Origin of the sequence: Methylobacterium sp. 285MFTsu5.1 (assembly GCF_000383455.1) — a bacterium.
Taxonomy (GTDB): Bacteria; Pseudomonadota; Alphaproteobacteria; order Rhizobiales; family Beijerinckiaceae; genus Methylobacterium.
Map to the genome: position 1 here is coordinate 190,131 of NZ_KB911276.1, position 23,800 is coordinate 213,930.

General features: G+C 71.1%; 16 protein-coding genes. 8 read left to right on the forward strand and 8 right to left on the reverse strand.

Annotated elements, in window-relative coordinates:
• Nucleotides 1–60: 60 nt before the first annotated feature.
• Both H288_RS0113630 and H288_RS0113635 read left to right on the forward strand, forming a co-directional pair.
• On the forward strand, nucleotides 61–2,388 hold the full coding sequence (locus H288_RS0113630) for a HAMP domain-containing sensor histidine kinase (protein ID WP_020093136.1): 2,328 nt from the start codon (nucleotides 61–63) through the stop codon (nucleotides 2,386–2,388).
• The gene (locus tag H288_RS0113635) at nucleotides 2,385–4,022 is read left to right on the forward strand and encodes an ABC transporter substrate-binding protein (protein WP_020093137.1); all 1,638 of its coding nucleotides are present in this window, start codon (nucleotides 2,385–2,387) and stop codon (nucleotides 4,020–4,022) included. Before H288_RS0113630 ends, H288_RS0113635 begins: the two co-directional genes overlap by 4 nt.
• A gap of 129 nt (nucleotides 4,023–4,151) precedes the next feature.
• On the opposite strand, the gene ugpB is transcribed toward H288_RS0113635, so the two are convergent.
• A complete protein-coding gene (ugpB, locus tag H288_RS0113640; protein WP_020093138.1) occupies nucleotides 4,152–5,537 on the reverse strand; it encodes a sn-glycerol-3-phosphate ABC transporter substrate-binding protein UgpB in 1,386 nt (461 codons plus the stop codon).
• The gene (locus tag H288_RS0113645) at nucleotides 5,534–7,879 is read right to left on the reverse strand and encodes a HAMP domain-containing sensor histidine kinase (RefSeq protein WP_026604924.1); all 2,346 of its coding nucleotides are present in this window, start codon (nucleotides 7,877–7,879) and stop codon (nucleotides 5,534–5,536) included. Before H288_RS0113645 ends, ugpB begins: the two co-directional genes overlap by 4 nt.
• A 209-nt stretch (nucleotides 7,880–8,088) precedes the next feature.
• On the opposite strand from H288_RS0113645, the gene H288_RS0113650 reads away from it, so the two are divergent.
• The 3 genes from H288_RS0113650 to efeB all read left to right on the forward strand — a co-directional run bounded on the left by H288_RS0113650 (nucleotide 8,089) and on the right by efeB (nucleotide 10,723).
• Nucleotides 8,089–8,274 carry a hypothetical protein gene (locus tag H288_RS0113650; RefSeq protein ID WP_020093140.1) on the forward strand — a complete coding sequence of 62 codons (186 nt, stop codon included), beginning with the start codon at nucleotides 8,089–8,091 and terminating at the stop codon, nucleotides 8,272–8,274.
• A gap of 241 nt (nucleotides 8,275–8,515) precedes the next feature.
• Nucleotides 8,516–9,403: an iron uptake system protein EfeO gene (gene efeO / locus H288_RS0113655; protein ID WP_020093141.1), complete on the forward strand. Its 888-nt coding sequence runs from the start codon at nucleotides 8,516–8,518 to the stop codon at nucleotides 9,401–9,403.
• A 78-nt stretch (nucleotides 9,404–9,481) separates the two neighbouring features.
• Nucleotides 9,482–10,723 carry an iron uptake transporter deferrochelatase/peroxidase subunit gene (gene efeB, locus H288_RS0113660; RefSeq protein WP_020093142.1) on the forward strand — a complete coding sequence of 414 codons (1,242 nt, stop codon included), beginning with the start codon at nucleotides 9,482–9,484 and terminating at the stop codon, nucleotides 10,721–10,723.
• A gap of 95 nt (nucleotides 10,724–10,818) precedes the next feature.
• On the opposite strand, the gene fixJ is transcribed toward efeB, so the two are convergent.
• The 3 genes from fixJ to H288_RS0113675 all read right to left on the reverse strand — a co-directional run bounded on the left by fixJ (nucleotide 10,819) and on the right by H288_RS0113675 (nucleotide 16,432).
• On the reverse strand, nucleotides 10,819–11,436 hold the full coding sequence (gene fixJ / locus H288_RS0113665; protein ID WP_020093143.1) for a response regulator FixJ: 618 nt from the start codon (nucleotides 11,434–11,436) through the stop codon (nucleotides 10,819–10,821).
• A complete protein-coding gene (locus H288_RS0113670; protein WP_020093144.1) occupies nucleotides 11,426–12,979 on the reverse strand; it encodes a PAS domain S-box protein in 1,554 nt (517 codons plus the stop codon). Before H288_RS0113670 ends, fixJ begins: the two co-directional genes overlap by 11 nt.
• Nucleotides 12,980–13,093: 114 nt before the next feature.
• Nucleotides 13,094–16,432, reverse strand: a complete 3,339-nt coding sequence (locus tag H288_RS0113675) for a PAS domain S-box protein (protein ID WP_020093145.1) — start codon at nucleotides 16,430–16,432, stop codon at nucleotides 13,094–13,096.
• A 218-nt stretch (nucleotides 16,433–16,650) separates the two neighbouring features.
• Here H288_RS0113675 and H288_RS0113680 point away from each other — a divergent pair, with 218 nt between their 5' ends.
• From H288_RS0113680 to glpT, 3 genes are all read left to right on the forward strand, one after another.
• Nucleotides 16,651–17,412, forward strand: coding sequence for a DeoR/GlpR family DNA-binding transcription regulator (locus H288_RS0113680; RefSeq protein WP_020093146.1), 762 nt, complete (start codon nucleotides 16,651–16,653; stop codon nucleotides 17,410–17,412).
• Between the two features lie 97 nt (nucleotides 17,413–17,509).
• Complete coding sequence (gene glpD, locus H288_RS32360) at nucleotides 17,510–19,015, forward strand: glycerol-3-phosphate dehydrogenase (protein ID WP_020093147.1); 1,506 nt, start codon at nucleotides 17,510–17,512, stop codon at nucleotides 19,013–19,015.
• 256 nt (nucleotides 19,016–19,271) lie between these two features.
• Nucleotides 19,272–20,612: a glycerol-3-phosphate transporter gene (gene glpT, locus H288_RS0113690; protein ID WP_020093148.1), complete on the forward strand. Its 1,341-nt coding sequence runs from the start codon at nucleotides 19,272–19,274 to the stop codon at nucleotides 20,610–20,612.
• Between the two features lie 134 nt (nucleotides 20,613–20,746).
• Here the strand turns inward: glpT and H288_RS0113695 are convergent, their stop codons facing one another.
• From H288_RS0113695 to H288_RS0113705, 3 genes are read right to left on the reverse strand one after another with little or no spacing between them, the layout of a single operon-like run.
• Entirely contained in the window at nucleotides 20,747–22,030 is a 1,284-nt protein-coding gene (locus H288_RS0113695; protein ID WP_020093149.1) for a TRAP transporter large permease subunit, read from the reverse strand.
• On the reverse strand, nucleotides 22,027–22,614 hold the full coding sequence (locus tag H288_RS0113700) for a TRAP transporter small permease (RefSeq protein ID WP_020093150.1): 588 nt from the start codon (nucleotides 22,612–22,614) through the stop codon (nucleotides 22,027–22,029). The genes H288_RS0113695 and H288_RS0113700 overlap by 4 nt, the downstream gene beginning before the upstream one ends.
• A 25-nt stretch (nucleotides 22,615–22,639) precedes the next feature.
• The gene (locus tag H288_RS0113705; RefSeq protein ID WP_026604925.1) at nucleotides 22,640–23,641 is read right to left on the reverse strand and encodes a TRAP transporter substrate-binding protein; all 1,002 of its coding nucleotides are present in this window, start codon (nucleotides 23,639–23,641) and stop codon (nucleotides 22,640–22,642) included.
• Nucleotides 23,642–23,800 lie beyond the last annotated feature (159 nt).

Here is a 23,800-nt window from a genome sequence, read left to right on the forward strand (position 1 = left end):
GATTGCACCGCTCTCCGGCACGGCCTTAAGTTGCTGCCGGACCCCTATGTCGGGACGCGGATGCGGGTTGGACCCAAGATCGCCCTGGTCGGTGGCGTGCCGATCCTCGCCGCCGGCGCGATCGCCATGGCCGGCTGGCTCCTCCTGGCGCAGGAGGAGCGCGCCCGGCGCGGCGCGGTCCTGGCCGCCGACGTGTACCACGACATCGCCACCGCCCGCCTGGTCCGCGACCAGTACGCCGCCGCGGACGCGCAGGACCGGCCCGCCTACGCCGAGCGCTTCGCCAGCCTGACGGCACGGGCCGAGGCCGGCCTCGGCCGGCTCGCCGGCTTCGCCCGCATCGACGAGCAGCGCGCGCGGACCGCCTCGGTAGAGCGGGCGCTGGCCGGCTACCGGGGCGAGATGGACGCCTTCGTCCGCCGGACCCGGGAGAATGACGGCCTGATCCGCGAGATGACGCAGCGGGCCGACACCCTGATCGACCTCACCGACCGGGCGCGCCTGCGGCAGCAGGCCTCGAACGCCGACCTCGCGCGCTCGACGGCCGAGAAGGTCGAGGCGCTGCGGGTCGCCCGGGGCCTCGTCGCCCGCCTCAACGCCCTGCGAGCCCGGAGCGCGGAGAGCGCCGTGCTCGCCGCCCAGGCCGCGGCCCGGAGCGATGCGCCCGCGGCCGGCCCCGCCGGAGCGGCGGTCTCGGAGGGCGACGGCCCGCGCGCGCAGGGCCTCTTCCGCGCCGCCAGCCGCGACCTCGCGGCGGCGCTGCGGGCCGACGGCCGGGACGCCGACGCGGAGGCCCTCGACGCGCTCACCGCCGAGACGGCGGGGTCGAAGCCGGACCTCCGCGCGAGGCTCGACGCCTGGATCGAGCGCACCTTGAAGATCGAGACGTCCGGCCAGGAGAGCCTGCACGACGAGGTGGCGCAGCTGCTGGCCTATTCCGTGGAGGCCAACGAGATCGAGCGCGCCACCCAGAACGTCGCGATCAGCACCCTCAAGCTGGGGCCGCGCACCGCGGGCGCCCTCCTGCACCGGGACGCGGCCCTCGCCGAGCGGATGCGCGACGAGGGCGAGCGCCTCGCCCGGAGCGCCGCCTCGCTGCCGATCTCGCCGCTGATCCAGGCCGAGATGGTCCAGGCCCTCGACGGGTGGCGCGGGCGCCTCACCACCACCATCGGGGGCCTGCGGCAGCAGAACGCCATGATCGTCGCGATGGACGGGCTCGCCGCGACGATGATCGACAGCGCCAAGGCGCTCAACGACGCCTTCGTGGAGGACGCCGACCGGTCCGGCATCGTCATCCAGCGGATCCTGCTCGCCGGCGCGGCCGGGCTCCTGCTGTTCGGCGCGCTGGTCGTGATCCTCGTCGCCCGCTCGATCCTGGTGCCGTTGCGCGCCCTCCAGGGCGACATGGTCATGCTGACCGGTAACCCGGCGGGGGCGGCCGTGCGGGGCACGGCGCGCCGGGACGAGCTCGGCGACATCGCCCGCGCCACCGCGGTGTTCGTCTCCGAGATCACCCGCCGGGAAGGCGCGCTGCGCCGGGCCAAGGATCAGGCGGACGTCGCCCTGGTCGAGCTGCGCCGGACCCAGGACAACCTCGTCCGGGCCGAGAAGCTCGCCTCCCTCGGGCAGCTCGTGGCCGGGGTCGCCCACGAGATCAACACGCCGCTGGGCATCGCGCTCACCACCGGGACGCTCATGAGCGACGAGGCGCGGGCCTTCCGCACCGGCCTGTCTGCCGGCACGCTGTCGCGGTCCCGGCTGAACCACTTCGTCGACCGGGTCGAGGAGGGCGCCACCCTGCTCTGCACGAATCTCACCCGGGCCGCCGACCTCGTCCAGGGCTTCAAGCAGGTCGCGGTGGACCGCGTCAGCGACGAGAGCCGCAGCGTCGTGCTGGCGACCTGGCTCGACGACCTGCTGGCGAGCCTCAGGCCGATGCTGCGCAAGGGCGGCCATACGGTGGAGCGCGCCTGCCCCGCGGACCTCGTCATCGACACCAATCCCGGCGTGCTCGCGCAGATCGTGACCAACCTCATCGCGAACGCGGTCGTGCACGGGTTCCGGGCGGGCGAGCCGGGCCGGATCACCGTGGATGTGTCGGAGCGGGAGGGCGGCCTCGTGCGGATGGAGGTCCGCGACACCGGTCAGGGCATCCCGCCGGAGCACCTCGACCGGATCTTCGACCCGTTCTTCACGACGGCCCGCAGCGCCGGCAGCACGGGGCTCGGCATGCACATCGTCCACAATCTCGTGACCGCCAAGCTCGGCGGCCGCATCGCGGTCAGCAGCGAGCCCGGCCAGGGGACCGTCGTGCAGGTCGACTTTCCCGCCCAGGGTGCTGGAGCGGCCGCCCGGCCGCGGACCGGCGCGATCCGGACGCCGTGAGGCCGGCCGCGGCATACCGCGCCGGCCAGCGCGCCCTGGCGGCCGGCTTCATCTCGGCGGTGCTCCTGGGGCACGGCCCGGCATCGGCGCGCACCTTCGTGTTCTGCTCGGAAGGCAGCCCGGAAACCTTCGATCCCGCCCGCGCCACGACCACCACCACGATGAACGCCGCGTGGCAGGTCTACAATACGCTCGTGGAGTTCGTGCCCGGCACCACGACGATCCGCCCGGCCCTCGCCGAATCCTGGACGGTCTCGGAAGACGGCCGGACCTACGTCTTCGCTCTGCGGGACGGCGTCCGCTTCCACGCCAACGCGCGCTTCACCCCCACGCGCGCCCTGAACGCCGACGACGTGGTGTTCTCGTTCACCCGGCAGCGGCGCTCCGGGCCCGACGGCGCCGCGCAGGGCTTCACCTACTTCCACGATCTCGGCCTCGCCGACCTGATCGAGACCGTCGACGCCCCGGATCCGCGCCACGTCCGCTTCCGGTTGCGCGAGGCCGACACCACCTTCCTCGCCAACATCGCGCAGGCCTTCGGCGCCATCCTGTCCCTCGAGTACGCGGCCGCCCTCGCGGCCGGCAACGCGTCGGACGACCTCGCCCGGGCGCCCATCGGGACGGGCCCGTTCGTCTTCGAGGGGTACCGGCCGGATCAGGTCCTCCGCTACCGCGCCTTCCCGGATTACTGGCGCCGCGCCGCGGACGGGAACGAGCCGGGCGAGCGCCCCGACGGTCTTGTCTTCGCGATCACGCCGAACGCGGCGGTCCGGCTGAACAAGCTGCGGGCCGGCGAGTGCCACGCCATGGCGTTCCCGGCGACCGGCGACCTCGACGCGATCCGGGCGGAGCCGGGCCTGACGCTGCTCGCGCTGGCCGAGCTGAACGTCGCCTATCTCGCCCTCAACACGACCCGCGCGCCCTTCGGCGACGTCCGGGTGCGGCGCGCGGTCAACCTCGCCATCGACCGGCGGGCGATCGTGGCGGGCGTCTACGGCGACGCCGGGATCCTGGCGCAGGGGCCGCTGCCGCCCGGGATCTGGGCCCACGACGCGGACCTGCCGGACACCCCCTTCGATCGCGGCGAGGCGCTGCGCCTGCTGGCCGAGGCCGGGCTCGCCGACGGCTTCGACGTGGATCTGTGGTATCCGCCAGTCAGCCGACCCTACAACCCGAATGGCCGGCGCGTCGCCGACATGATCCAGGCCGACCTCGCGCAGGTGGGCATCCGCGCGCGCCCGGTCACGCGTCCCTGGAACGCGTACCGCGCCGCCCTGTACGGCGGAGAGCCCACGCTGATGCTCTACGGCTGGACGAGCGACAACGGCGACCCGGACAACTTCCTGAACGTCCTGCTCGGCTGCAAGGCCGCCCAGACCGGCGGCGCCAACCTCGCCCGCTGGTGCGACCCGGCCTACGACCGGCTGGTCGAGGCCGCCCGCCGAACCGGCGACCGGGAAGCGCGCCAGGCTCTGTACCGGCAGGCTCAGGCCATCGCCCGGCGCGCGATGCCCTGGGTGCCCCTGGCCCACACCAAGGTGCATCTGGCGCTCCGCGACGACGTGCTCGGCCTGACGATGGATCCCCTCGGCCGCCACCTGTTCGAGACGGTACGGTTCCGCGACCCGCGCTGACGGCAACGACAGCACCGTCCTCGCGAGCGGAGCGAAGCAATCCAGCAGCGCCACGTTCACTCACGGCGCGCATCCCTGGGTCGCTTCGCGGCGCTCGCGATGACGGTGTGGGCCGACCGCCCGCCACGCTCACTTCTTGGTCCGCTGCTGGAAGACCCGCAGCACCTGATTGCCCCGCGCCACGGCGTCGTCGAGGGCCCGCTGCGGCGCCTTCGCGCCGTCGAGCGCCGCCTCCAGTTCCTCGGCCCAGATGTCCCGGATCTGCAGCATGTTGCCCAGACGCAGACCGGCGGTGTTGCGTGTCGGCGGCCGCCGGGTGAGTTCCTGCACGGCGACGTGGAGCTGCGGGTGCCGCTCGAAGAAGCCCTCCGCCACCGCGTCGTCGTAGGCGGCGCGCGTGGTGGGGATGTAGCCAGTGTTCCGGTACATCGCGGCCTGCTGCCGCCCGTCCATCAGGAAGGCCAGGAACCGGGCGACGCCGCGGTACTCGTCCGCTGTCTTGCCCTGCATCACGTAGAGCGAGCCGCCGCCCAGGATCGCGTTCTGCGGCTCCGGCACGACGTCGGGATAGAAGGGCATGGGCACGACCGTCCAGTCGAACCGGGCGGCGGTGGCGACCTTGCCGTACAGGCTGGACGAGGTGAGGAAGATCGCGCAGTCGCCCGAGACGAACCGGCTCTCGCCGCGATTGACGCGGTCGTTGTACTCGAACACGCCCGCGCGCTTCAGGTCGACGAGGTTCTGCAGGTGGCGGACCTGGAGCGGGCCGTTGAAGACGAGTTCGGCATCGTAGCCGTCCAGGCCGTTGGAACGGGTCGCGAGCGGCCGGTCGTGCCAGACGGACAGCTGCTCGAGATGCACCCAGGTCGGCCAGGCGGAGGACAGGGCGCACCGCTTGCCGTCCGCCGCCTTGAGCCGCCGCGCGGCCTCGAAGACCTCGGGCCAAGTCGCCGGGGGCTGCTTGGCGTCGAGTCCCGCCAGACGGAACCGGTCGCGGTTGATCCACATCACCGTCGAGGAGACGTTGAAGGGGAGCGACAGCATCCCGCCCTCGGCATCCCGATAGTTGGTGGCGACGACCGGCAGGAAGTCCTCGGGCGTCACCGAGAGCCCGGCCTCCCGCATCACGGTGGCGACGGATCTGACGGCGCCGACGGCGGCCGCCATGGTGCCGTTGCCGACCTCGAAGACCTGCAGCAGGTGCGGCGCCGCGCCGGTGCGGTAGGCCGTGATGCCGCTGCTGATCGTCTCGGCGTAGGAGCCCTTGTAGACCGGCACGACCCGGTAGTCCGGCTGGGAGGCGTTGAAGGTGTCGGCGAGGCGGGTCACCAGCTCGCCGTTCGGCCCGTCCAGGGCGTGCCAGAACTGGATCTCGGTGAGGGCCGCGGCGGGCAGCGGGCGCAGCGCGGCGGGCAGCCCGACGAATAGCCCGACGAGCAGCGTCATGAGCAGGCCGGCGCTCGGCAGCCTCGAGCGGCCGACGCCGCGCCGGATGGGTTGCGTCGCGCCGCTCATGCCAGCCGCTCCGGTAGCCACAGCCGCAGCACCGTGCCGGCACCCGCGCTGCTCTGCAGTTCGACCCGCCCCTGGAGGCGGTTCACCACGAGGTTGTGGACGATGTGCAGGCCCAGGCCCGTGCCGCCGCGGGCGCGGGCCGTCGTGAAGAACGGGTCGAACACGCGGCCGAGGTCGGCCCCGTCGATGCCGCGCCCGTCATCGGCGATGGAGAGGCCGATGCCGTCCCCGGACCGGATCCCCGTGATGGTGATGCGGCCGCCCTCCCGATCCTGGAAGCCGTGCTCGATCGCGTTCTTGACGGCGTTCGAGACGACCTGCGCCAGGATCCCCGGCAGGGTGTCGACGACGAGATCGGGCGGGCAGTCGACCTCGAAGACGTGGCGGCCCGGCCGCGCCAGGGCGCGCAGGCTCTTCAGGAGCTCGTCGATCCAGTCCGCGAGGTTCAGCGGGCGGCGGTCCTCGATGGCCTGATCGGCCGCCACCTGCTTGAAGCTGTAGAGGAGATCGGCCGCGCGCATCAGGTTGCTGGTCAGGAGCTGCGCGCCCTCCCGCATCCGCCCGGCATACTGGGTCAGCCGCGACCGGGAGAGCTGGTTGTCCCCGACCATGCGCGCGAACGCCGCCGAGTCGGACTGGACCTGCGTCGCCGTGGTCAGGGCGATGCCGAGCGGGGTGCTGATCTCGTGCGAGACGCCCGCCACGAGCTGCCCGAGCGAGGCGAGCCGTTCGGCGCGGATCAGGTCCTCCTGGGCCTGCCGCAGGGTCGTGAGCGCGTCGTCGGCGCGCTGGGAGGCGTTGCGCCGGTCCGCTTCGCGGCGGCGGATCTGCTCCAGGAACGCGTTGGTCGCCCTGGCGATGTCGCCGAGTTCGTCGCGTCGGGTGAGCAGGTGACTGTCGCGGCCGATATCCTCGGGGGCGGGCGCGGCGGCGGCGGTGACGATGCTGTGCTGGAGCGCGTGCAGCGGCCGGGTGATCGAGCGCGCCACCGCGGCGGCGGCGCCGATCCCCAGGCACAGGGCGCCGACCGCCCCCACGACCAGCAACTGCCGGATCACGCTGCCGAACTGGTCGGCATCGTCGATGAAGGCCCGGCTCAAGGTCTGCGCGTTGGCGCTCATCGTGGCGGCGCGGCTGTCCATGTCGGCGATGGTCTCGTTCTGCTCGCCGATCTTCCCGATCGTCGCGGCGAGCTGCGTGCGCCACCCGTCGATCGCCTCCGCCATCTCGTCCCGGATGCTCACCGGGATGAGCAGCGTCCGGGACGTGCCCGACAGCTCCGCGCCCGCCTCCAGCACCCGCGACGCTTCCGCAGTATCCCGGCGCGCCAGGGCCGCATCCGTCCGCCGGGCCAGGCGCAGGGCCGTGAGGGCGATGTCCTGGGCGGAGAGCTCGGCCTCGTTCGAGAGGACCGAGTGACGGATCAGGAGCGCGACCTCCTCGTACAGCCGGTTCTGCCGGGTGACGTTCACTTGGACGAGCTGGTCGCACCACTCGACCAGGACGCGGCCGGCCTGGGTCGCGCGGGTCAGCTCGAAGCCCTCGGAGAGCACCCTGTTGAGGCCGTCCTCGGTCCGGCTCCGGTCGCGGTACGCCTTCAGGAGCTTTGTCGCCCGGTCCGCCGCCCCCGCCTCGCCGTCGACCCGCAGGACGCGGCGTAGCCGGTCGCCCACCGCATCGAGCTGCCGAAGGTCGGCGGCGAGCTCATCGAACTCGATCGGGAAGACCGGGCGACCGATGCGCGCCCGGTTCAGCTCCGCGGTGCTGATCGCCTCCCGGAGCTCCCGGAGAGCCGTGACGACGCCCTGGTTCCGCTCCAGCTCGGCATCCTTGACGGCCAGGACGGCGATCAGCTGAGCGTTGTCCTGCTGCTGGCGCCGGCGCGCAACGTCGGTCAGGGCCACCAGGGCGTCCGCCCGCCGGGCCATATCGGCGATCGTCGCGTTCGCGGTCCGCTCGGAGAGCAGGAGCGAGCGCATGCGCGTCACCTGCGAGTTCAGATCGCCCGTGACGGTCGCCACGAGAGCCGACTGGCCGCGCGTGCGCGCGAGACCCTCCAGGCGTTCGAGCTGCCCGGCCGCCGTGGCGGCCCGCTCGTCGAAGCGACGCTCGGCCTCGTCCCGCCGCGCGGTGCCGCCGCTGACGGCATCCGCCCGCGCCCGGTTCATCGACGTCAGCGTCTGTGCGGTCTCCGTCGCCACCACGGCGCCGGTCCGGGCCCGCTCGGCCTCGTAGAGCAGGATCCAGGCGCCCAGCGCGATGGCGGCCGCGACGAGAATCGGGATCGCGCCGACCACGAGGACGCGGCGCGCGATCCCGGACCTCCCCAACCCGCGGATCATCGCGCCGCGCACCGTGTCCCGCGCCCCGTCACCCGTCCCGCTCCCCGATCCATCGCTGATTCCGCGACGACACAGTCCGTTATTGTGCCATCGGCGCGATGACTTCCCGAGAGCGCTGAAGCAACACGGGACGCAATATTCCCGCAGCACCGCTTGCGTAGATACCGCCCCGCACAACGGTCCTCGAAGGCCGAATGAGGGGAAACACCATGCTCGACGTCATCGCCCGCCTCCTGCTCTCGGCCGGCATCATGGTCGGCACGACCTACCTGCCGGCGCTCTCGCAGGCCGTCACCGGGCAGCCGGCCGGCACCCGGAGCTACGCCGCGGACGCGCCCGCCTGCCCGGTCAAGCCCGCGATGGCCGGGATCCGCGCCCGGTCCTGCCTGGGCTGACCGGTATGGAGACGCTTCCTCTGATCCTGCTCGTCGGCGGGAATGTCCTGCTCGCGATCGTGATCCCGCTCCTCGTCTGAGCGCGCCGCGATCATGCTCCGCGAGGCCGCCGGAAGGCCGGTCGACCAGGGCCCGCCGCGAACCGCCGCCGCGGTCGGCAGTTGCCCGCCGGTGAGGCCTCGATTAGCCGGTCGATGCGGCCGGCTCGGGCCGCGCCCCGTGTCACGATGCGCCGCCGCCCATGCCCGCGTCTCCAAGCCTCGCCCGGGACCGATCCCGCATCGCGGCCCTCGCTCTGGCGACGCTGATCGGCGTCGGCGATCCCCGCCCGGGCTGGTCCCTCGACATGCCGGACAGCCCGCGTCCCGCCCGGCCGTCCCGGCCGGTGCCGCCGGAGCTGGCCGCGGCCCTCGCGGCCTACAGGACCTACGTCGTGGCCCAGGCCGACGCCTTCGTGCGCGAGACCGCGCGCTTCGTCGCGGCGATCCAGGCCGGGCAGCTCGCGGAGGCGCGCCGGCTCTACGCCCCGGCGCGCGCGCCCTACGAGCGTATCGAGCCGGTGGCGGCCCTGTTTCCCGAGCTGATCAAGCGTCTCGACGTGCGCAGCGACGAGTTCGAGCTGCGCGAGCGCGATCCCGCCTTCGTCGGCTTCCATCGGCTGGAGATGGCGCTGTTCACCCTCGGCACCACGGAGGGGCTCGGCGAGGTCGCGGAGCGGCTCACCGCCGAGACCGTGACCCTGCGCGACCGACTCGCGGCGCTCGCCATCCCGCCCGCCCGGGCGGTCGGGGCGGCCTCGGCCCTGATCGAGGGGATCGCCGCCACCAAGATCAGCGGCGAGGAGGAGCGCTACAGCCGCACCGACCTGTGGGACTTCCAGGCCAATATCGAGGGCTCGAAGGTGGTGTTCACGCTCCTGCGGCCGCTGCTGACGGACCGGGACTTCGTGGCCCGGGTCGAGCGCAGCTACAAGCGGGTCGAGGACCTGCTCGCGCGCTACCGCAGTCCGGACGGCGGCTTCCAGAGCTACGACAACCTTACCGCCCGGGACCGCAACGCCCTGAAGGGGCCCATCACCCTTCTGGCTGAAGATCTGTCGACGCTGCGTGGCCGGCTCGGTCTAGACTGATATCATTGCCGAGGTGCCGCGCTGTGGCCTCTCTTCGTGGCTAAAGGCGGCAGCGCGACCAGATTTTGCCGAGCGACGATGCGCTTCCTTTCACCGGTTCCCACCCGCCGCCGGTTTCTCGGCGGCCTCGGCGCCGCCGCGCTCCTCGGGCCCGCCCGGGCCGAGGACGCGACGCCGACCATCGCCACGGAAGGGACGCTCGTCGCCCAGCCCTTCTACGGCCCCCACCAGGCCGGGATCGTCACCCCGCAGCCGGCCGCCGCCCTGTACGTCGCCTTCGACGTGCTGGCCGAGCGGCGCGGCGAGCTGCCCCGCCTGTTCCGGACGCTCACCGAGCGCCTCGCTTTCCTGACGCGCGGCGGTGCCGTGCCCGATCTTCACCCGCAGCTCCCGCCGCGCAATTCCGGCATCCTCGGGCCGACCATCCTCCCGGACAATCTCACCGCCACCGTCTCGGTCGGCGCGAGCCTGTTCGACTACCGGTTCGGCCTGGGTCGCGCCCGCCCGCGCCATCTCGGGCCGATGGAGCGCTTCCCCAACGACGCCCTCGACCCGGCGCAGTGCCACGGCGACCTGCTGATCCAGTTCTGCTCGAACACCGCCGAGACCAACATCCACGCCCTGCGCGACGTCATCAAGGCGACGCCCGGCCTCCTCACGCCGCGCTGGAAGATGGAGGGCTTCCTCCCGCCCCACGTGGTGAAGACCATGGGGGCCGACACCGTGCGCAACATGCTCGGCTTCAAGGACGGCACCGCCAACCTCGACGTGCGGGACCTCCGGATGATGGACCGTTACGTCTGGGTCGGAGCGGGGCAGGACGAGCCGGCCTGGACGACGGGCGGAAGCTACCAGGTCGTGCGGATCATCCGCACCCTCGTCGAGCGCTGGGACCGCACGCCGCTCGGCGAGCAGGAGGCCATCATCGGGCGGCACAAGGGCAGCGGCGCGCCGCTCCGGCAGGGACACGAGCGCGACGTCCCCGACTACGCCGCCGACCCGGACGGCGAGGCGATCTCGCTGGCGGCCCATATCCGTCTCGCCAATCCGCGCCTGCCGGGCACCGAGGGCAGTTTGATCCTGCGCCGCAGCTACAACTATTCCCGCGGGCTGACCGCCGCCGGCCAGCTCGACATGGGCCTGCTGTTCGTCTGCTACCAGGCCGACCTCGCCGCCGGATTCGTCACCGTGCAGAACCGTCTGTCCGGCGAGGGGCTCGAAGAGTACATCCGCCCGATCGGCGGCGGCTATTTCTTCGCTCTGCCCGGCGTGCCGGGGCCCGGCTCCTTCCTCGGGGAAGGAATGCTGGCCACGACCTAGACGGCGTCGACGCGGATTCCGGCTCGGACCACCGCCCCCGGATGCTGCGCCCGGGGCGCCCGAGAGACCGGCCGCCCGCGGGACCGCTCCCGCGCTCAGTCGCCGTCCGTCTGCCCCGCGATCAGGGCCATGCGGACGAGTTCGGAAAGGCTGCCGGCCTGGAGCTTGGACATGACGTTCGCCCGGTAGATCTCCACCGTCCGCGGGCTGATGCCGAGATCGAGGCCGATCACCTTGTTGGCCTTGCCGGCGATCAGTCCCTCCAGCACCTGCCGCTCGCGCTCGGTCAGTTCGGCCAGGCGCGCCCGCACCGCGTCGCGCTCGGACGCGCGCTTGGCCGTCCGGTCCGAGCGCGCCAGGGCCGAGCGGATGCTGGCGAGGAGCACCTCGTCGTCGAACGGCTTCTCGATGAAGTCGACCGCGCCGGCCTTCATGGCCGCGACCGCGAGGGCGACGTCCGCGTGGCCCGTCATGACGATGACCGGCGGCAGGCTACCCCGCTGACGGAGGCGGTGCAGGAGCTCAACGCCGTCGATGCCGGGCATGCGCACGTCGGTGACGACGCAGCCGACGCGCTCGGATTCTGCCGCCAAGAAGGCGGTCGCGGAATCGTGGACGCGGACGGTCAGCCCGTCGGTCGCCAGCAGGAAGGCCAGCGCCTGACGCACCGCGAGATCGTCGTCCACGATGTGCACGGGCGCGTCACTCGACATGAGCCATCTCCTCGCGGTCGAAGGTGCGCAGGGTGAAGCGGAAGGTCGTCCCGCCGTCCGGACCGGGTCCGGCCTGGATCTTGCCGCCGTGGGCCTCGACGATCGTCCGGCAGATCGACAGGCCGACGCCCATGCCGTTCGCCTTCGTCGTCACGAAGGGCTGGAAGAGCTGCTCGGCGATCTCGGGCGCGATGCCGGTCCCGGTATCCGACACGCGCACCTCGACCAGGCCCTCGGCGGGCAGCGCCCGCGTGGCGACGGTCAGGTCGCGCCGGGCGACGTCCTGCATGGCCTCGATCGCGTTGCGGATGAGGTTGAGCAGGACCTGCTGCACCTGGATCCGGACCGCCATCACGAGGGGCGCGTCCGGGTCGAGATCGAAGCGGACGCGCACGCCCTTCTCCTTGGCGCCGACGAGGGCCAGGGCGCTCGCTTCCTCAATCAGCTTCGGCAATCCCTCGATGTGGCGCTCGCTCTCGCCGCGCGACACGAAATCCCGCAGGTGCCGGATCACCTGCCCGGCTCTCAGGGCCTGGTCGGCCGCTTGATTCACCGCGTCGGCGAGCAGGGGCACCTCGGGACCCTCCATGCGCCCGAGGAGGCGGCGGCAGCCCTTCAGGTAGCTCGCGATCGCCGTCAGGGGCTGGTTGATCTCGTGGGCCAGGGTCGAGGCCATCTCGCCGAGGGCGGTGAAGCGCGACATGTGCACCAGCTCGGACTGCAGCTCCTGCAGGCGCGTCTCGGTCTCGTTCCGCTCGGTGAGGTCCCGGATGAAGCCCGTGAAGTAGCGCTCGCCGCCCGAGCGCATCTCCCCGACCGACAGCTCCATGGGGAAGGTGGAGCCGTCCTTGCGCTGGCCGACCACGACGCGGCCGATGCCGATGATCCGGCGCTCGCCCGTCCGGAGGTAGCGGGCCATGTAGGCGTCGTGTTGGCTGCGGTACGGCTCCGGCATCAGCACGCTGACGTTCCGCCCGACCATCTCGTCCGAGCCGTAGCCGAACTGGCGCACGGCGGCCGCGCTGAACGACTTGATCTGCGCCTGCTCGTCGATGACGATCATCGCATCGGGGACCGTGTCGAGGATCGAGCGCAGGTGCGCCTCGCGCGCCCGCAACTCCTCGTCGGCCTGCTTCTGCGCGTGGATGCTGAAGACCACGCCCCGGTGCCGGCACGGCCGGCCGCCGGCATCGACCTGCACGCGCCCGCGCGAGCGCAACCATTGAACGCGTCCATCGGGATGCACGGCGCGGAAGTCGATCTCGTAGCTTCCGCCGTCCGTCAGCGCGTGCCCGATCGCCGCCGCCCGGGCGGCGCGGTCGTCCGGGTGAACGCGCGCTTGGATCTCGTCCAGGGTGGTGAGACGGTCCGGCGGCACGCCGAACAGGCGGATGCAGGACGGGAGGATCGTGACGCGCCCGGTCGGGATGTCGAGGGCCCAGCCGCAGATGCCGGCCTCGTCCAGCGTCAGCCGCAGGCCGTCGGCGTCGAACGGGCCGCCGTCGCCGGTGGCGGGCGCGTATGGGTGTTCAGGCGTCGTCATGTCAGTCGCGCGCGGGGGGACGGCACCGTCATCCGTCCGGGTCGTCGGCGCCCGTCTTACACCGCCGGTTGCATCAGCAAACAGCCGGGGGGCGCGCGTGCGCGCCGCAGCGGCTCACGGCGTCGCCGTCGCGCCCTGCTTCCGCGCGGTGACTTGCCGGAGCAGGCGTCCGAGCTGCTCGGCCGAGTAGGGTTTGTGCAGGACCGAGAATCCGTGCGCGCCGTCCTGCGCGAGGACGTGGCTGTAGCCTGAGGCCAGGAGCACCGGAAGCCGCGGCATCCGGCGCCTGAGTTCCTGCGCGAGGGCCAGCCCGCCCATTCCCGGCATCACCACGTCCGAGAACACGACGTCGAACTCCGTTCCCTCGGGTCCGAGCCGGTCCAAGGCTTCCTCGGCATTCGCCGCCCAGGTGGTCTCGTAACCGAGATCTTCCAGAATCTGCGTGGCGAAGGTGCCGACCTCGACGTTGTCCTCCACCACCAGAACGCGCTGGCCGGAACCGATGGGGGAGGCCGGCTCCGCGGGGGCGACGGCGGCGTACGGCGCGGACTCGGCCGCGACTTCGGGCAGGTAGAGCGTGAAGGTCGTCCCCGCGCCGAGCACGCTCTCGACCGCGACATCGCCGCCGGACTGCTTCGCGAAGCCGAATACCTGGCTCAGGCCCAGGCCCGTCCCCTTGCCGACCTCCTTGGTGGTGAAGAACGGCTCGAAGATCCGGTCCAGCACGTTCGGGGCGATGCCGGAGCCTGTATCGGTGAGCGCGATCGCCGCGAACGGCCGCGCACTCGCCGCGTGCCCGCGGATCGCCGGCAGAGGGCAGGTGCAGGTTAATCGCAGCGTGAGGGTGCCCTCGCCGTCCATCGCGTCGCGCGCGTTGACGGCGATGTTCACCAGCGCCGTCTCGAACTGGCTCAGGTCGGCGCGCACGGCGCAGGAGACTTCCGGGATCGCGGTGACGACCCGGATCCGCGCGCCCGTCACCGTGTCGAGCAGCTCGGCCACGGCCCGCAACCGGTCGCCGAGGTCGAAGACCTGCGGGTCCAGGGTCTGGCGGCGGGCGAAGGCGAGAAGCTGGCCGGTCAGCTTGGCGGCGCGATCGACCGTGTCGGACACCGCGTCGAGGTAGCGGGCCTTGCGCGCCTCGGGCAGCTCGGGCCGGCGCAGGAAGTCGACAGACGAGCGGATGATGGTGAGCAGGTTGTTGAAGTCGTGCGCCACGCCGCCGGTGAGCTGGCCCACGGCCTCCATCTTCTGCGACTGGCGCAGCGCCTCCTCGGTCTTGAGCAGCTCTCCGGTGCGCTCGGCGACACGGCTCTCCAGGGTCTCGTTCAGCTCGCGCAGGCCGTCTTCCGCCAGCTTGCGGTCGTGGATGTCGGTCGATGTCCCGAACCAGGCGGTGATGCTCCCCCCGGGATCGCGCAGCGGTTCGGCCCGGGCCATGTACCAGCGATACGCGCCGTCGTGCCGCCGATAGCGCACCTCGATCTCGTAGGTGACACCGCACTCGCGCGCGTCCGCCCAGACCGCCGCCGTCCGCGCGCGATCGTCCGGATGCACCGCCTCGATCCAGCCATCGGGCAGCGACGCCTGCGTGTCGAGGCCGGTATACGCGCAACAGCGGTCGTTCAGGTAATGCAGCCGGCCGTCCGGCGAGGCGAACCAGACGAAGGCCGGCACGACGTCGGTCAGCGTGCGCAGCCGCGCCTCGGCCTCGCGGCGCTCGTCGATGTCGATGACCGAGCCGAAATAGCCGAGGAACGCGCCGTCGGAGGCGAACCGCGGCGACGCGGCGTCGAGCGCCCAGCGGTACCGGCCGTCCCCGTCCCGGAGGCGGTATTCGAGGCGGAACGACGCTCGGTCGGCGTTCGCCGCCAGGAACACCTGCTCGGAGTGGGCGCGGTCGTCGGGATGGATCGCGTCCAGCCAGCCGAGGCCGAGCGCCTCGGCCTCCGCCTGCCCGGTGAACTCGTACCAGCGCCGGTTGAGGTAGATGCACGCCCCGGTCTCGTCGGTGATCCAGGTCATCACCGGCGCGTCGTCCGCCATGGCGCGGAAGCGGGCCTCGCTCTCCCTGAGCCGCGCGTCGGCCTCGTGGCGGAACGTGACGTCGCTGGCCATCCCGAACCACTCGGTGACGGTCCCGTGCCGATCGATCAGCGGCACCGCGCGCGACAGCGTCCAGCCGACGCCGCCGTCGGCGCGCCGGACCCGGTGCTCGAGTTCGAACAGGCCCTTGCGGCTGACCGCGTCGTTGACGGCGGCCATGACCTCAGGCCTGTCGGCCGGATCGACGTAGCGGTCGAGCCAGCGCACGCTCGGCTCCGCCATGTCGGACAGGAAGCCGCGGCCGTCGAGCTGGCGCATCTCCTGCCAGTCCGGGCTCATGCGGTAGACCACGTCGGAGGTCGCGTGGACCAGGGCGCGGAGCCGCGCCTCGCTGAGCCGCAGGCTCGCCTCCGCGCCGACACGCTCGATATGCGCCCAGCAGCGCTCGGTCGCTTCGCGGATGAGCGCGAGCTCGGCGCGCGACCAGCGGTGAGGCCGCGCGTGGTGGACGGCCATCAGGGCGGCGAGCCGTCCGTCCTTCACCAGCGGCATGCAAATGGTGGCCGCGATCCCGATCGCCCGGAAGGCCTCGGCCTCGTGCGGGGCGAGCTCGGCGGCGTTGTCGTTGATGATGAGCGGCCGGCCGGCATTGAGTTCCTGGACGGCCAGGGCGCCGAAATCGGCGAGGCTGTAGCGCCCGAGGATCGAGGGCGCCGTCGGCACGTGCCAGTTGCCGCGGATGGTGAAGCCGTCGCCGTCCGGATCCATGTCGGCGTAGGCGCAATTCGACAGGTTCAGGTGCGCGCCGACGCAGCGCGTGGTGATCTCCAGGATCGTGCCGGCGTCGCGGGCGTTCGCGGTTGCCTGGCCCAGCTGGTCGAGGAAGCCGAGGCGGCTCTCGTTCTCGGCGATCCGACGCTCGCTGAGGACGCGCTCGGTGATGTCGCGCACCGTGGCGAGCGTGCCGATCGGCGTCCCGTCGTCGTCCAGGATGGGCGTGTAGTCGAGGTCCATCCAGACCGTCTCCGGACGCCCGTGTCGCCAGAGCTCCAGTTCCTGGGCGCGGAAGCTGAGCGGGCGACCGGCCAGGCCACTCGCGATCACGTGCGCGTTGAAGGCGCGGGCTTCCGGCCAGAGTTCCAGGAGACGCCCGCCGAGGGCCTCCGGATGGCGCGGGCCGCAGACCTCCGCGTAGCCCCGGTTGTAGACCAGGATCCCGTCGCTTCCCCAGATCGCCACCGTCGGGACCGGCGAGAGCAGCAGGGTCTGGACGATGGTCCGGACGGGCGCGGACCAGGAGGCGATGGCCCCGAGCGGCGTCGCCGCCCAGTCATGACCGCGGATCAGGTCGCCGAGATCCCCGCCTCCGACCGGAGACCAGTTCTGCGGGACGGCCGCGCGCGTCATCGATGCGAATACCGAAACCGTTCCATCGCGGCGCTTGTCGACGCGCGGGCGCGCATCGTCAACATCCGCCGGGCCGGGCCGCGGGGTCCCGAAGTTTCTTCCCGGAGGTGAATCCGCTAGGCGTGAAGGCCGGTTCAGAGCGCGCCTTCGCTTTCCGGCATCGTTCGCGCGTTCGCACCGAAACCGGTTTCGTTTTCGCCGCGCGGAGGTCTGAAGGCATGCTCTCGGAGCGTCAGAATGCGATCATGGACGTCGCCCGGACCGAGGGGCGCGTCTCGGTCGATGCCCTGTCCGGCCGGTTCGCGGTCAGCGTGCAGACCATCCGGAAGGACCTGAATGACCTCTGCGATGCGCGCCTCCTCTCGCGCATCCACGGCGGGGCGGTGCTCGGCGCGGGCGCCGAGAACCTCGACTACGAGGCACGCAACGCGATCGCGGCGCCCGAGAAGGCGGCGATCGCGCGCGCGGCCGCCGACCTGATCCCGGACCGCTCCTCGCTGTTCATCAATATCGGCACCACCACCGAGGCCGTCGCCCGGGCGCTGCTGAGCCATTCCGGCCTCATGGTGATCACCAACAACCTCAACGTCGCGCTCGCCCTGCGGCCCAGCCCGGAGATCGAGTGCATCGTGGCGGGTGGCCTGATCCGCCGCTCGGACGGGGGGATCGTCGGGGAGGCGGCGGTGGATTTCATCCGCCAGTTCAAGGTCGATTTCGCGGTGATCGGGGCCTCGGCGATCGACGAGGACGGTGCCCTCCTCGACTTCGACTATCGCGAGGTCCGGGTCGCGCAGGCGATCATCGCCAACGCCCGCCACGTCGTGCTGGTCGCCGATTCCACCAAGTTCGAGCGCAGCGCGCCGGTCCGGCTCGCCCAGCTCAGCCAAGTCGGCACCTTCGTGACCGATCGCTGCCCCAGCGATACGCTGCGCGACCTGTGCCGCGCGTCCGGAGTGCGGCTCGTCGAAACCGGTCGCTGAGCGTATCGGTTTCGATTGACTTTCCTTTGGTTTCGTATTCAATTCCTCTGCTTTCGCAGCCGCGCGTCCGACGCCGCGGCACGAGAGGGGGAGGATCATGCGGACGTTCGACGTTGCCGTCATCGGCGGGGGGATCAACGGTTGCGGCATCGCGCGGGACGCGGCCGGCCGGGGATACTCGGTGTCGCTGACCGAGCAGAATGACCTGGGCAGCGGCACCTCGTCATGGTCGACCAAGCTGATCCACGGCGGTCTGCGCTACCTGGAGCACTACGAGTTCCGCCTCGTGCGGGAGGCGCTGGCCGAGCGCGAGGTGCTCTGGGGGATCGCGCCCCACATCGTGCGCCCGCTGCGCTTCGTCCTGCCGCTCCACGCGGGCCTGCGTCCGGCCTGGCTGCTGCGGATCGGCCTATTCCTCTATGACCATCTCGGCGGCCGCAAGCGCCTGCCCGGCACGCGCCCCGTGGACCTCTCCGGCCCCATCGGCGCCCCGCTCAAATCCGAGTTCCGGCGCGGCTTCGAGTACTCGGACGCGCGCGTCGACGACACGCGCCTGGTGGTGCTCAACGCGCGCGACGCCGAGGCGCGGGGCGCCGAGATCGCGGTGGGGACCCGCGTCGTCTCGGTCCGGCGCGAGGGCGATCTCTGGCGCATCGTCCGGCGCGAGCTTCGGACCGGCCGCGAGGAGGAGATCGCCGCGCGCTTCCTCGTCAACGCGGCCGGCCCCTGGGTCGACCGGGTGATCCAGGGGCCGCTCGGCCGGAGCGAGGCCAAGCACGTGCGCCTCGTGCAGGGCTCGCACATCGTGATGCGCAAGCTCTACGACCACGACCGGGCCTTCATCTTCCAGAACGCGGACGGGCGCATCATCTTCGCGATCCCCTACGCGAACGACACGACGCTCGTCGGCACGACGGACCGTGACTTCTCCGGCGATCCCGCCGACGCGGCGATCACCGAGGAGGAGACCGCGTATCTCCTGAGCGCCGCCAGCGAGTACTTCGCGACGCCGCTTCGCCGGGAGGACATCGTCTGGACCTTCTCGGGGGTGCGCCCCCTCTACGACGATCACGCCTCCGCGGCGCAGGAGGCGACGCGCGACTACGTGCTGAAGACGGACGGCGCGGCCGGCGAGGCGGCGGTGCTGAACATCTTCGGCGGCAAGATCACCACCTACCGCAAGCTGGCCGAGGATGCCCTGAAGGAGATCGGCCAGCGCCTCGGGGCGCGCGGCCGCTCGTGGACCGGAGCCGCCGCGCTGCCGGGCGGCGACTTCCCGGTGGACGGGGTGGCCGAGCTCGAGGCGCGCCTCGCCCGCACCGCGCCCCGGCTCGGCGCCGCCACGGTCCAGCGCATGGTGGCCGCCTACGGGACGGACGCGCTGCGCATCGCCTCGAATCTGGGACCCGATCTGGGACACGGCCTCCACGAGGGCGAGCTGCGCTGGATGATGGACCGGGAATGGGCCCGCACCGCCGAGGATGTTCTCTGGCGCCGGTCGAAGCTCGGTCTCGCCTTCTCGCCCGACGAGGTCGCGGCGCTCCGAGCGCGGATCGCGGCCATGACCGGCCGCACCGACGGCGCGATGGCCGCCGCCGTCTGAGACCGGCAAGGACGCACCGAGACCGAGAGACGGCGACCCGGCCGAGCCGGAGAGGCGCCGCATCACAGGAGGAAACGATGCCGCGACCGGACCATGCCGTCCACCATCGCCACAGGTCGAGACCGGACGCGCGGATCGCGCGTCGGCGCGCCGATACGGCACGACGCTGAGTGCGGCACCTCAGCACCCCGTCCAATCCGAGATGCGCCCGGGATGAGCCCGGGTCCATCCGCGGTCTCAAGCACCAAGGCGCGCCATGATCGGCTTTCTCGCTCCCGCGGCCCACAGGCCACCCATTCAGACGGATCGCGTCGATCCGACCTACCGCAAGCTGCGCTGGCAGATCTTCGCGGGCATCTTTCTCGGCTATGCGGGCTATTACCTTCTGCGCAAGAACTTCTCGCTGGCGATGCCCTACCTCGTCGAGCAGGGCTACAGCCGCGGTGAGCTCGGCACCGCGCTCTCCGCCGTCGCCATCGCGTACGGCCTGTCCAAGTTCCTGATGGGCATGGTCTCGGACCGCTCCAACCCGCGCTACTTCCTGCCGATTGGCCTCGTGCTCTCGGCGCTGGTGATGTTCCTGTTCGGCTTCGTGCCCTGGGCGACCTCCAGCGTCGGCATCATGTTCGTGCTGCTGTTCCTCAACGGCTGGTTCCAGGGCATGGGTTGGCCGCCGAGCGGCCGCACGATGGTGCACTGGTGGTCCCAGAAGGAGCGCGGCGGCGTCGTCTCGGTCTGGAACGTGGCGCACAATGTCGGCGGTGGCCTGATCGGCCCGCTCTTCCTGCTCGGCTTGGCCTGGTTCAACGACTGGCACGCGGCGTTCTACGTGCCCGCCGCCGTGGCGCTCGGCGTCGCGGTCTTCGCCTTCATCACCATGCGCGACACGCCGCAATCCTGCGGGCTGCCCTCCGTGGAAGCCTGGAAGGACGATTATCCGGACGGCTACGACGCGAACCACGAGCGCGAGTTCTCCACGCGCGAGATCTTCGTCGAGCACGTGCTGAAGAACCGGATGCTCTGGTACATCGCCTTCGCCAACGTCTTCGTCTACCTGCTCCGCTACGGCGTGCTGGACTGGGCGCCGACCTACCTGAAGGAGGCCAAGCACTTCTCGGTCGACAAGACCTCCTGGGCCTACTTCCTCTACGAGTGGGCCGGCATTCCCGGTACCCTTCTCTGCGGCTGGCTGTCCGACAAGCTGTTCCGTGGCAACCGGGGCGCGACGGGCGTGGTGTTCATGTTCGGCGTCATGGCGGCGACGCTGGTCTACTGGCTCAATCCCGAGGGTAATCCGGGCGTCGACCTCGCGGCCCTGATCTGCATCGGCTTCCTGATCTACGGGCCGGTGATGCTGATCGGCCTCCAGGCCCTCGAGCTCGTGCCGAAGAAGGCGGCCGGGACGGCGGCGGGCTTCACGGGCCTGTTCGGGTATCTCGGCGGCTCCGTCGCGGCGAGCGCGCTGGTCGGCTACACGACCGACCATTACGGCTGGAACGGCTGCTTCATTCTCCTGCTGGCGGCCTGCGTCCTCGCCATCGTCTGCCTGTCGCTGACCCTGCGGCACAGCAGCACCGCGGTCGCGCAGCCTGCCTGAGCGGCGGTTCCCGGGGGCGGCAGGGATGCTCAGGCTTCCTGCCGGCCCGTGCCGGTGCGATCGGGACGGGCGCCCGGAGCGGCCGTCCCGGCGCCGAGCGTGACGATCGGATCCTTCCGCCGGTCGTCAGGCCGTCACATCGCCCCGAGCGCCCGCGGGAGCCACAGGGACAGGGCGGGCCAGTAGGTCACCAGGACCAGGAAGGCCAGCATCGTCAGCAGCCAGGGCAGCACCGCGACGGTCAGCTCGGAGATGCCCATATGGGCGATCCCGCTCGCCACGTAGAGGTTGAGCCCGACCGGCGGGTGGCACAGGCCGACCTCCATGTTGACCGCCATGATGATCCCGAAATGGATCGGGTCGATCCCGAGCTTGACCGCGATCGGGAACAGGATCGGCGCCATGATCAGCAGGATCGAGGACGGCTCCATCACGTTGCCGGCGATCAGCAGGATGATGTTGACGACGAGCAGGAAGACCAGCGGGCTGAAGTTCATGGCGATCAGCCACGCCGCCATCGTCTGCGGGATGTTCTCCGACGTCATCAGGAACGAGAACAGCACCGCGTTGGTGATGATGTAGAGCAGCATCGCGCTCATGTTGGCGGACGCGAGGAGCACGCGGGGCACGTCCGACAGCTTCAGGTCCCGGTAGACGAACACCGCGATGACGAAGGCGTAGACGGCCGCCGTCGCGGCCGCCTCGGTCGGGGTGAAGGTGCCGGCGTAGATGCCGCCGATCACCATCACCACGAGGAACAGGCCCCAGGCGCTCTCGCGGAAGGCGCGCAGGCGCTCGGCCCAGGACGCCTTCGGCATGCGCGGATAGCCGCGGCGCTTGGCGATGACGAAGGTGACGCTCGCCAGCATCGCCGACAGGACGATTCCGGGCATCACACCGGCGAGGAACAGGTTGCCGATCGAGGAATTCGTCGACACCCCGTAGAGCACGAGGATGATCGAGGGCGGCACGAGGATGCCGAGCGCCCCCGAGGTGGTGATCACCCCGGCGCCGAAGCGCCGTGGGTAGCCCTCCGCCACCATGGCGGGCAGGATGATCGAGCCGATCGCCACCACGGTCGCCACGCTGGACCCCGACACGGCGGCGAACAGCGCGCAGGCGACCACGCCGGCGAGGCCGAGGCCGCCCGGCCAGTGCCCGACGAGGGAGGTCGTGAAGGCGATCATCCGCCGCGCCACGCCGCCATGGGCCAGGAAGTTGCCGGCGAGGATGAAGAACGGGATCGCCATGATCGAGAAGTTCTCGATCCCGGTGAACAGCTTGAGCGCGACGCTCTCGATCGGCACCTGCGTGAGGGTGAATAGGAAGGTCAGCACCGTCAGGCCGAGCGCAATTGAGATCGGCATGCCGGTGAGCATGAGGGCGATGAGCAGCCCGAAGATGATCAGGCCGCTCATGCGGGGCCTCCCTCGCGGCCGAGCTGGATCGGGTCGACGCCCTCGACGGTCGGGACGCCGTCGACATGGGCGTGGTCGCGGGCGGGCAGGTGCCCGGTCTTCCAGTAGCTCCACGCGACCTGCAGGAAGCGGAAGCACATCAGGTAGGAGCCGAGCGGGATCGCGAGGTAGACGATCCAGACCGGGATCTCCATGTCGGGCGTCGTCTGGTCGGTGTGGCCGATGCGCCAGACGAAGTTCGTGCCGAGCGTGCCGACGATCCCGGTGAACAGCGCGCCCGCCGCGAGGCTGACCAGGACCATCACCCGGCGCGCGCCCGGCGGCAGGCGGTTGACCAGCACGTCGACGCCGACGTGGATGCCGGTGCGCACGCCGTAGGCCGCGCCGAACTTCGCGACCCAGATGAACATGTAGATGCACAGTTCCTGTGACCAGCCGAAGTCGATCCGGTCGGTGTAGTCCTGCAGCGCCGGGATGCCGGAGAGGAACCGGTGCACCACCGTGGCGAAGGTGATGACGGTCGCGGCCGCCATCAGGGTTCCGATCAGCACCTCTTCGAGCCGATCGAGCAGTTTCAGCAACATGGTCGGTCCGGGCGCGGCGGCGGGATCAGTTGTTCGGCGCCGCCTCGGCTTCCTTGTTCAGCGCCGCGACCAGATCCTTGCCGACGCGGGAGGCCATCTCGCGCTGGACCGGCGCCAGGGCCTTGCGCCACGCGGCGTTCTCGGCCTCGGTCGGCGTGTACACCTCGGTCTTGCCGGTGGCGCGGATGTCGGCGAGCGCCTTCTCGTTCTGCTTGTCGGCGATCTCGTGCTCGTAGGCGGTCGCGTCCTTGATGGCGCCCTCGAGCGTCGTGCGGATGTCGGCCGGCAGCCCGTCCCAGAAGCCCTTGTTCACGATGACCGCGTAGCCGATGTAGCCGTGATAGGTCAGCGTGGCGTGCTTCTGCACCTCGTTGAGCTTCTGGGTCGTCACGTTCGACGGCGGGTTCTCCTGGCCGTCGACCACGCCGGTCTGCAGCGCCTGGTAGAGTTCGGAGAAGGCGAGCACCTGCGGCAGCGCCCCGAGCTGCTTGAACTGCGCCTCCAGAACCTTCGAGGACTGGATCCGGAACTTCAGGCCCTTCACGTCCTCGGGGGCGTGCATCGGCTTGTTGGCGGTGAGGATCTTGAAGCCATTGTCCCAGTAGCCGAGCCCCTTGATCCCCTTGGTCTCGAGCTTCTTGAACAGGCCCTGGCCGATCGGCCCGTCCTGGACGCGCCGCAGCACCTGCTCGTTGGGGAAGATGTAGGGCAGGTCGAAGGCCTCGAACTCCTTCACGCCGAGGGGCCCGAACTTGCTCGTGGACGGCGCCAGCATCTGCACGGCGCCAAGCTGGAGCATCTCCACCTCCTCCTTGTCCTTGTAGAGCGTGCTGTTGGGGTAGATCTCGACCTTGACCGCACCCTTGGTGCGCTCCTCGGCGAGCTGCTTGAACCGCTCGGCGCCCTGGCCCTTGGGCGTGTCGGTGGTGGTGACGTGGCTGAACTTGATGACGATGGGGCTCTGCGCCGCGGCCGGCGTGACGAAGGCGAGCGCACACACGAGCGCACCGAGTATCCGAGCCGTCATCGCGTCCTCCCAGACCTGAGCCCGCGTCGTTGCGCGGATTGAATTTTGGATAGACTTGCAGGTGAGCGCGGTGGCGACAAGCGCGAAAGTGCGACGCCGGGGGGAAGATGTCGCCCGCACAAACGTTTCGGTCTTGATGCGGGCGGCAATGGGACCGGG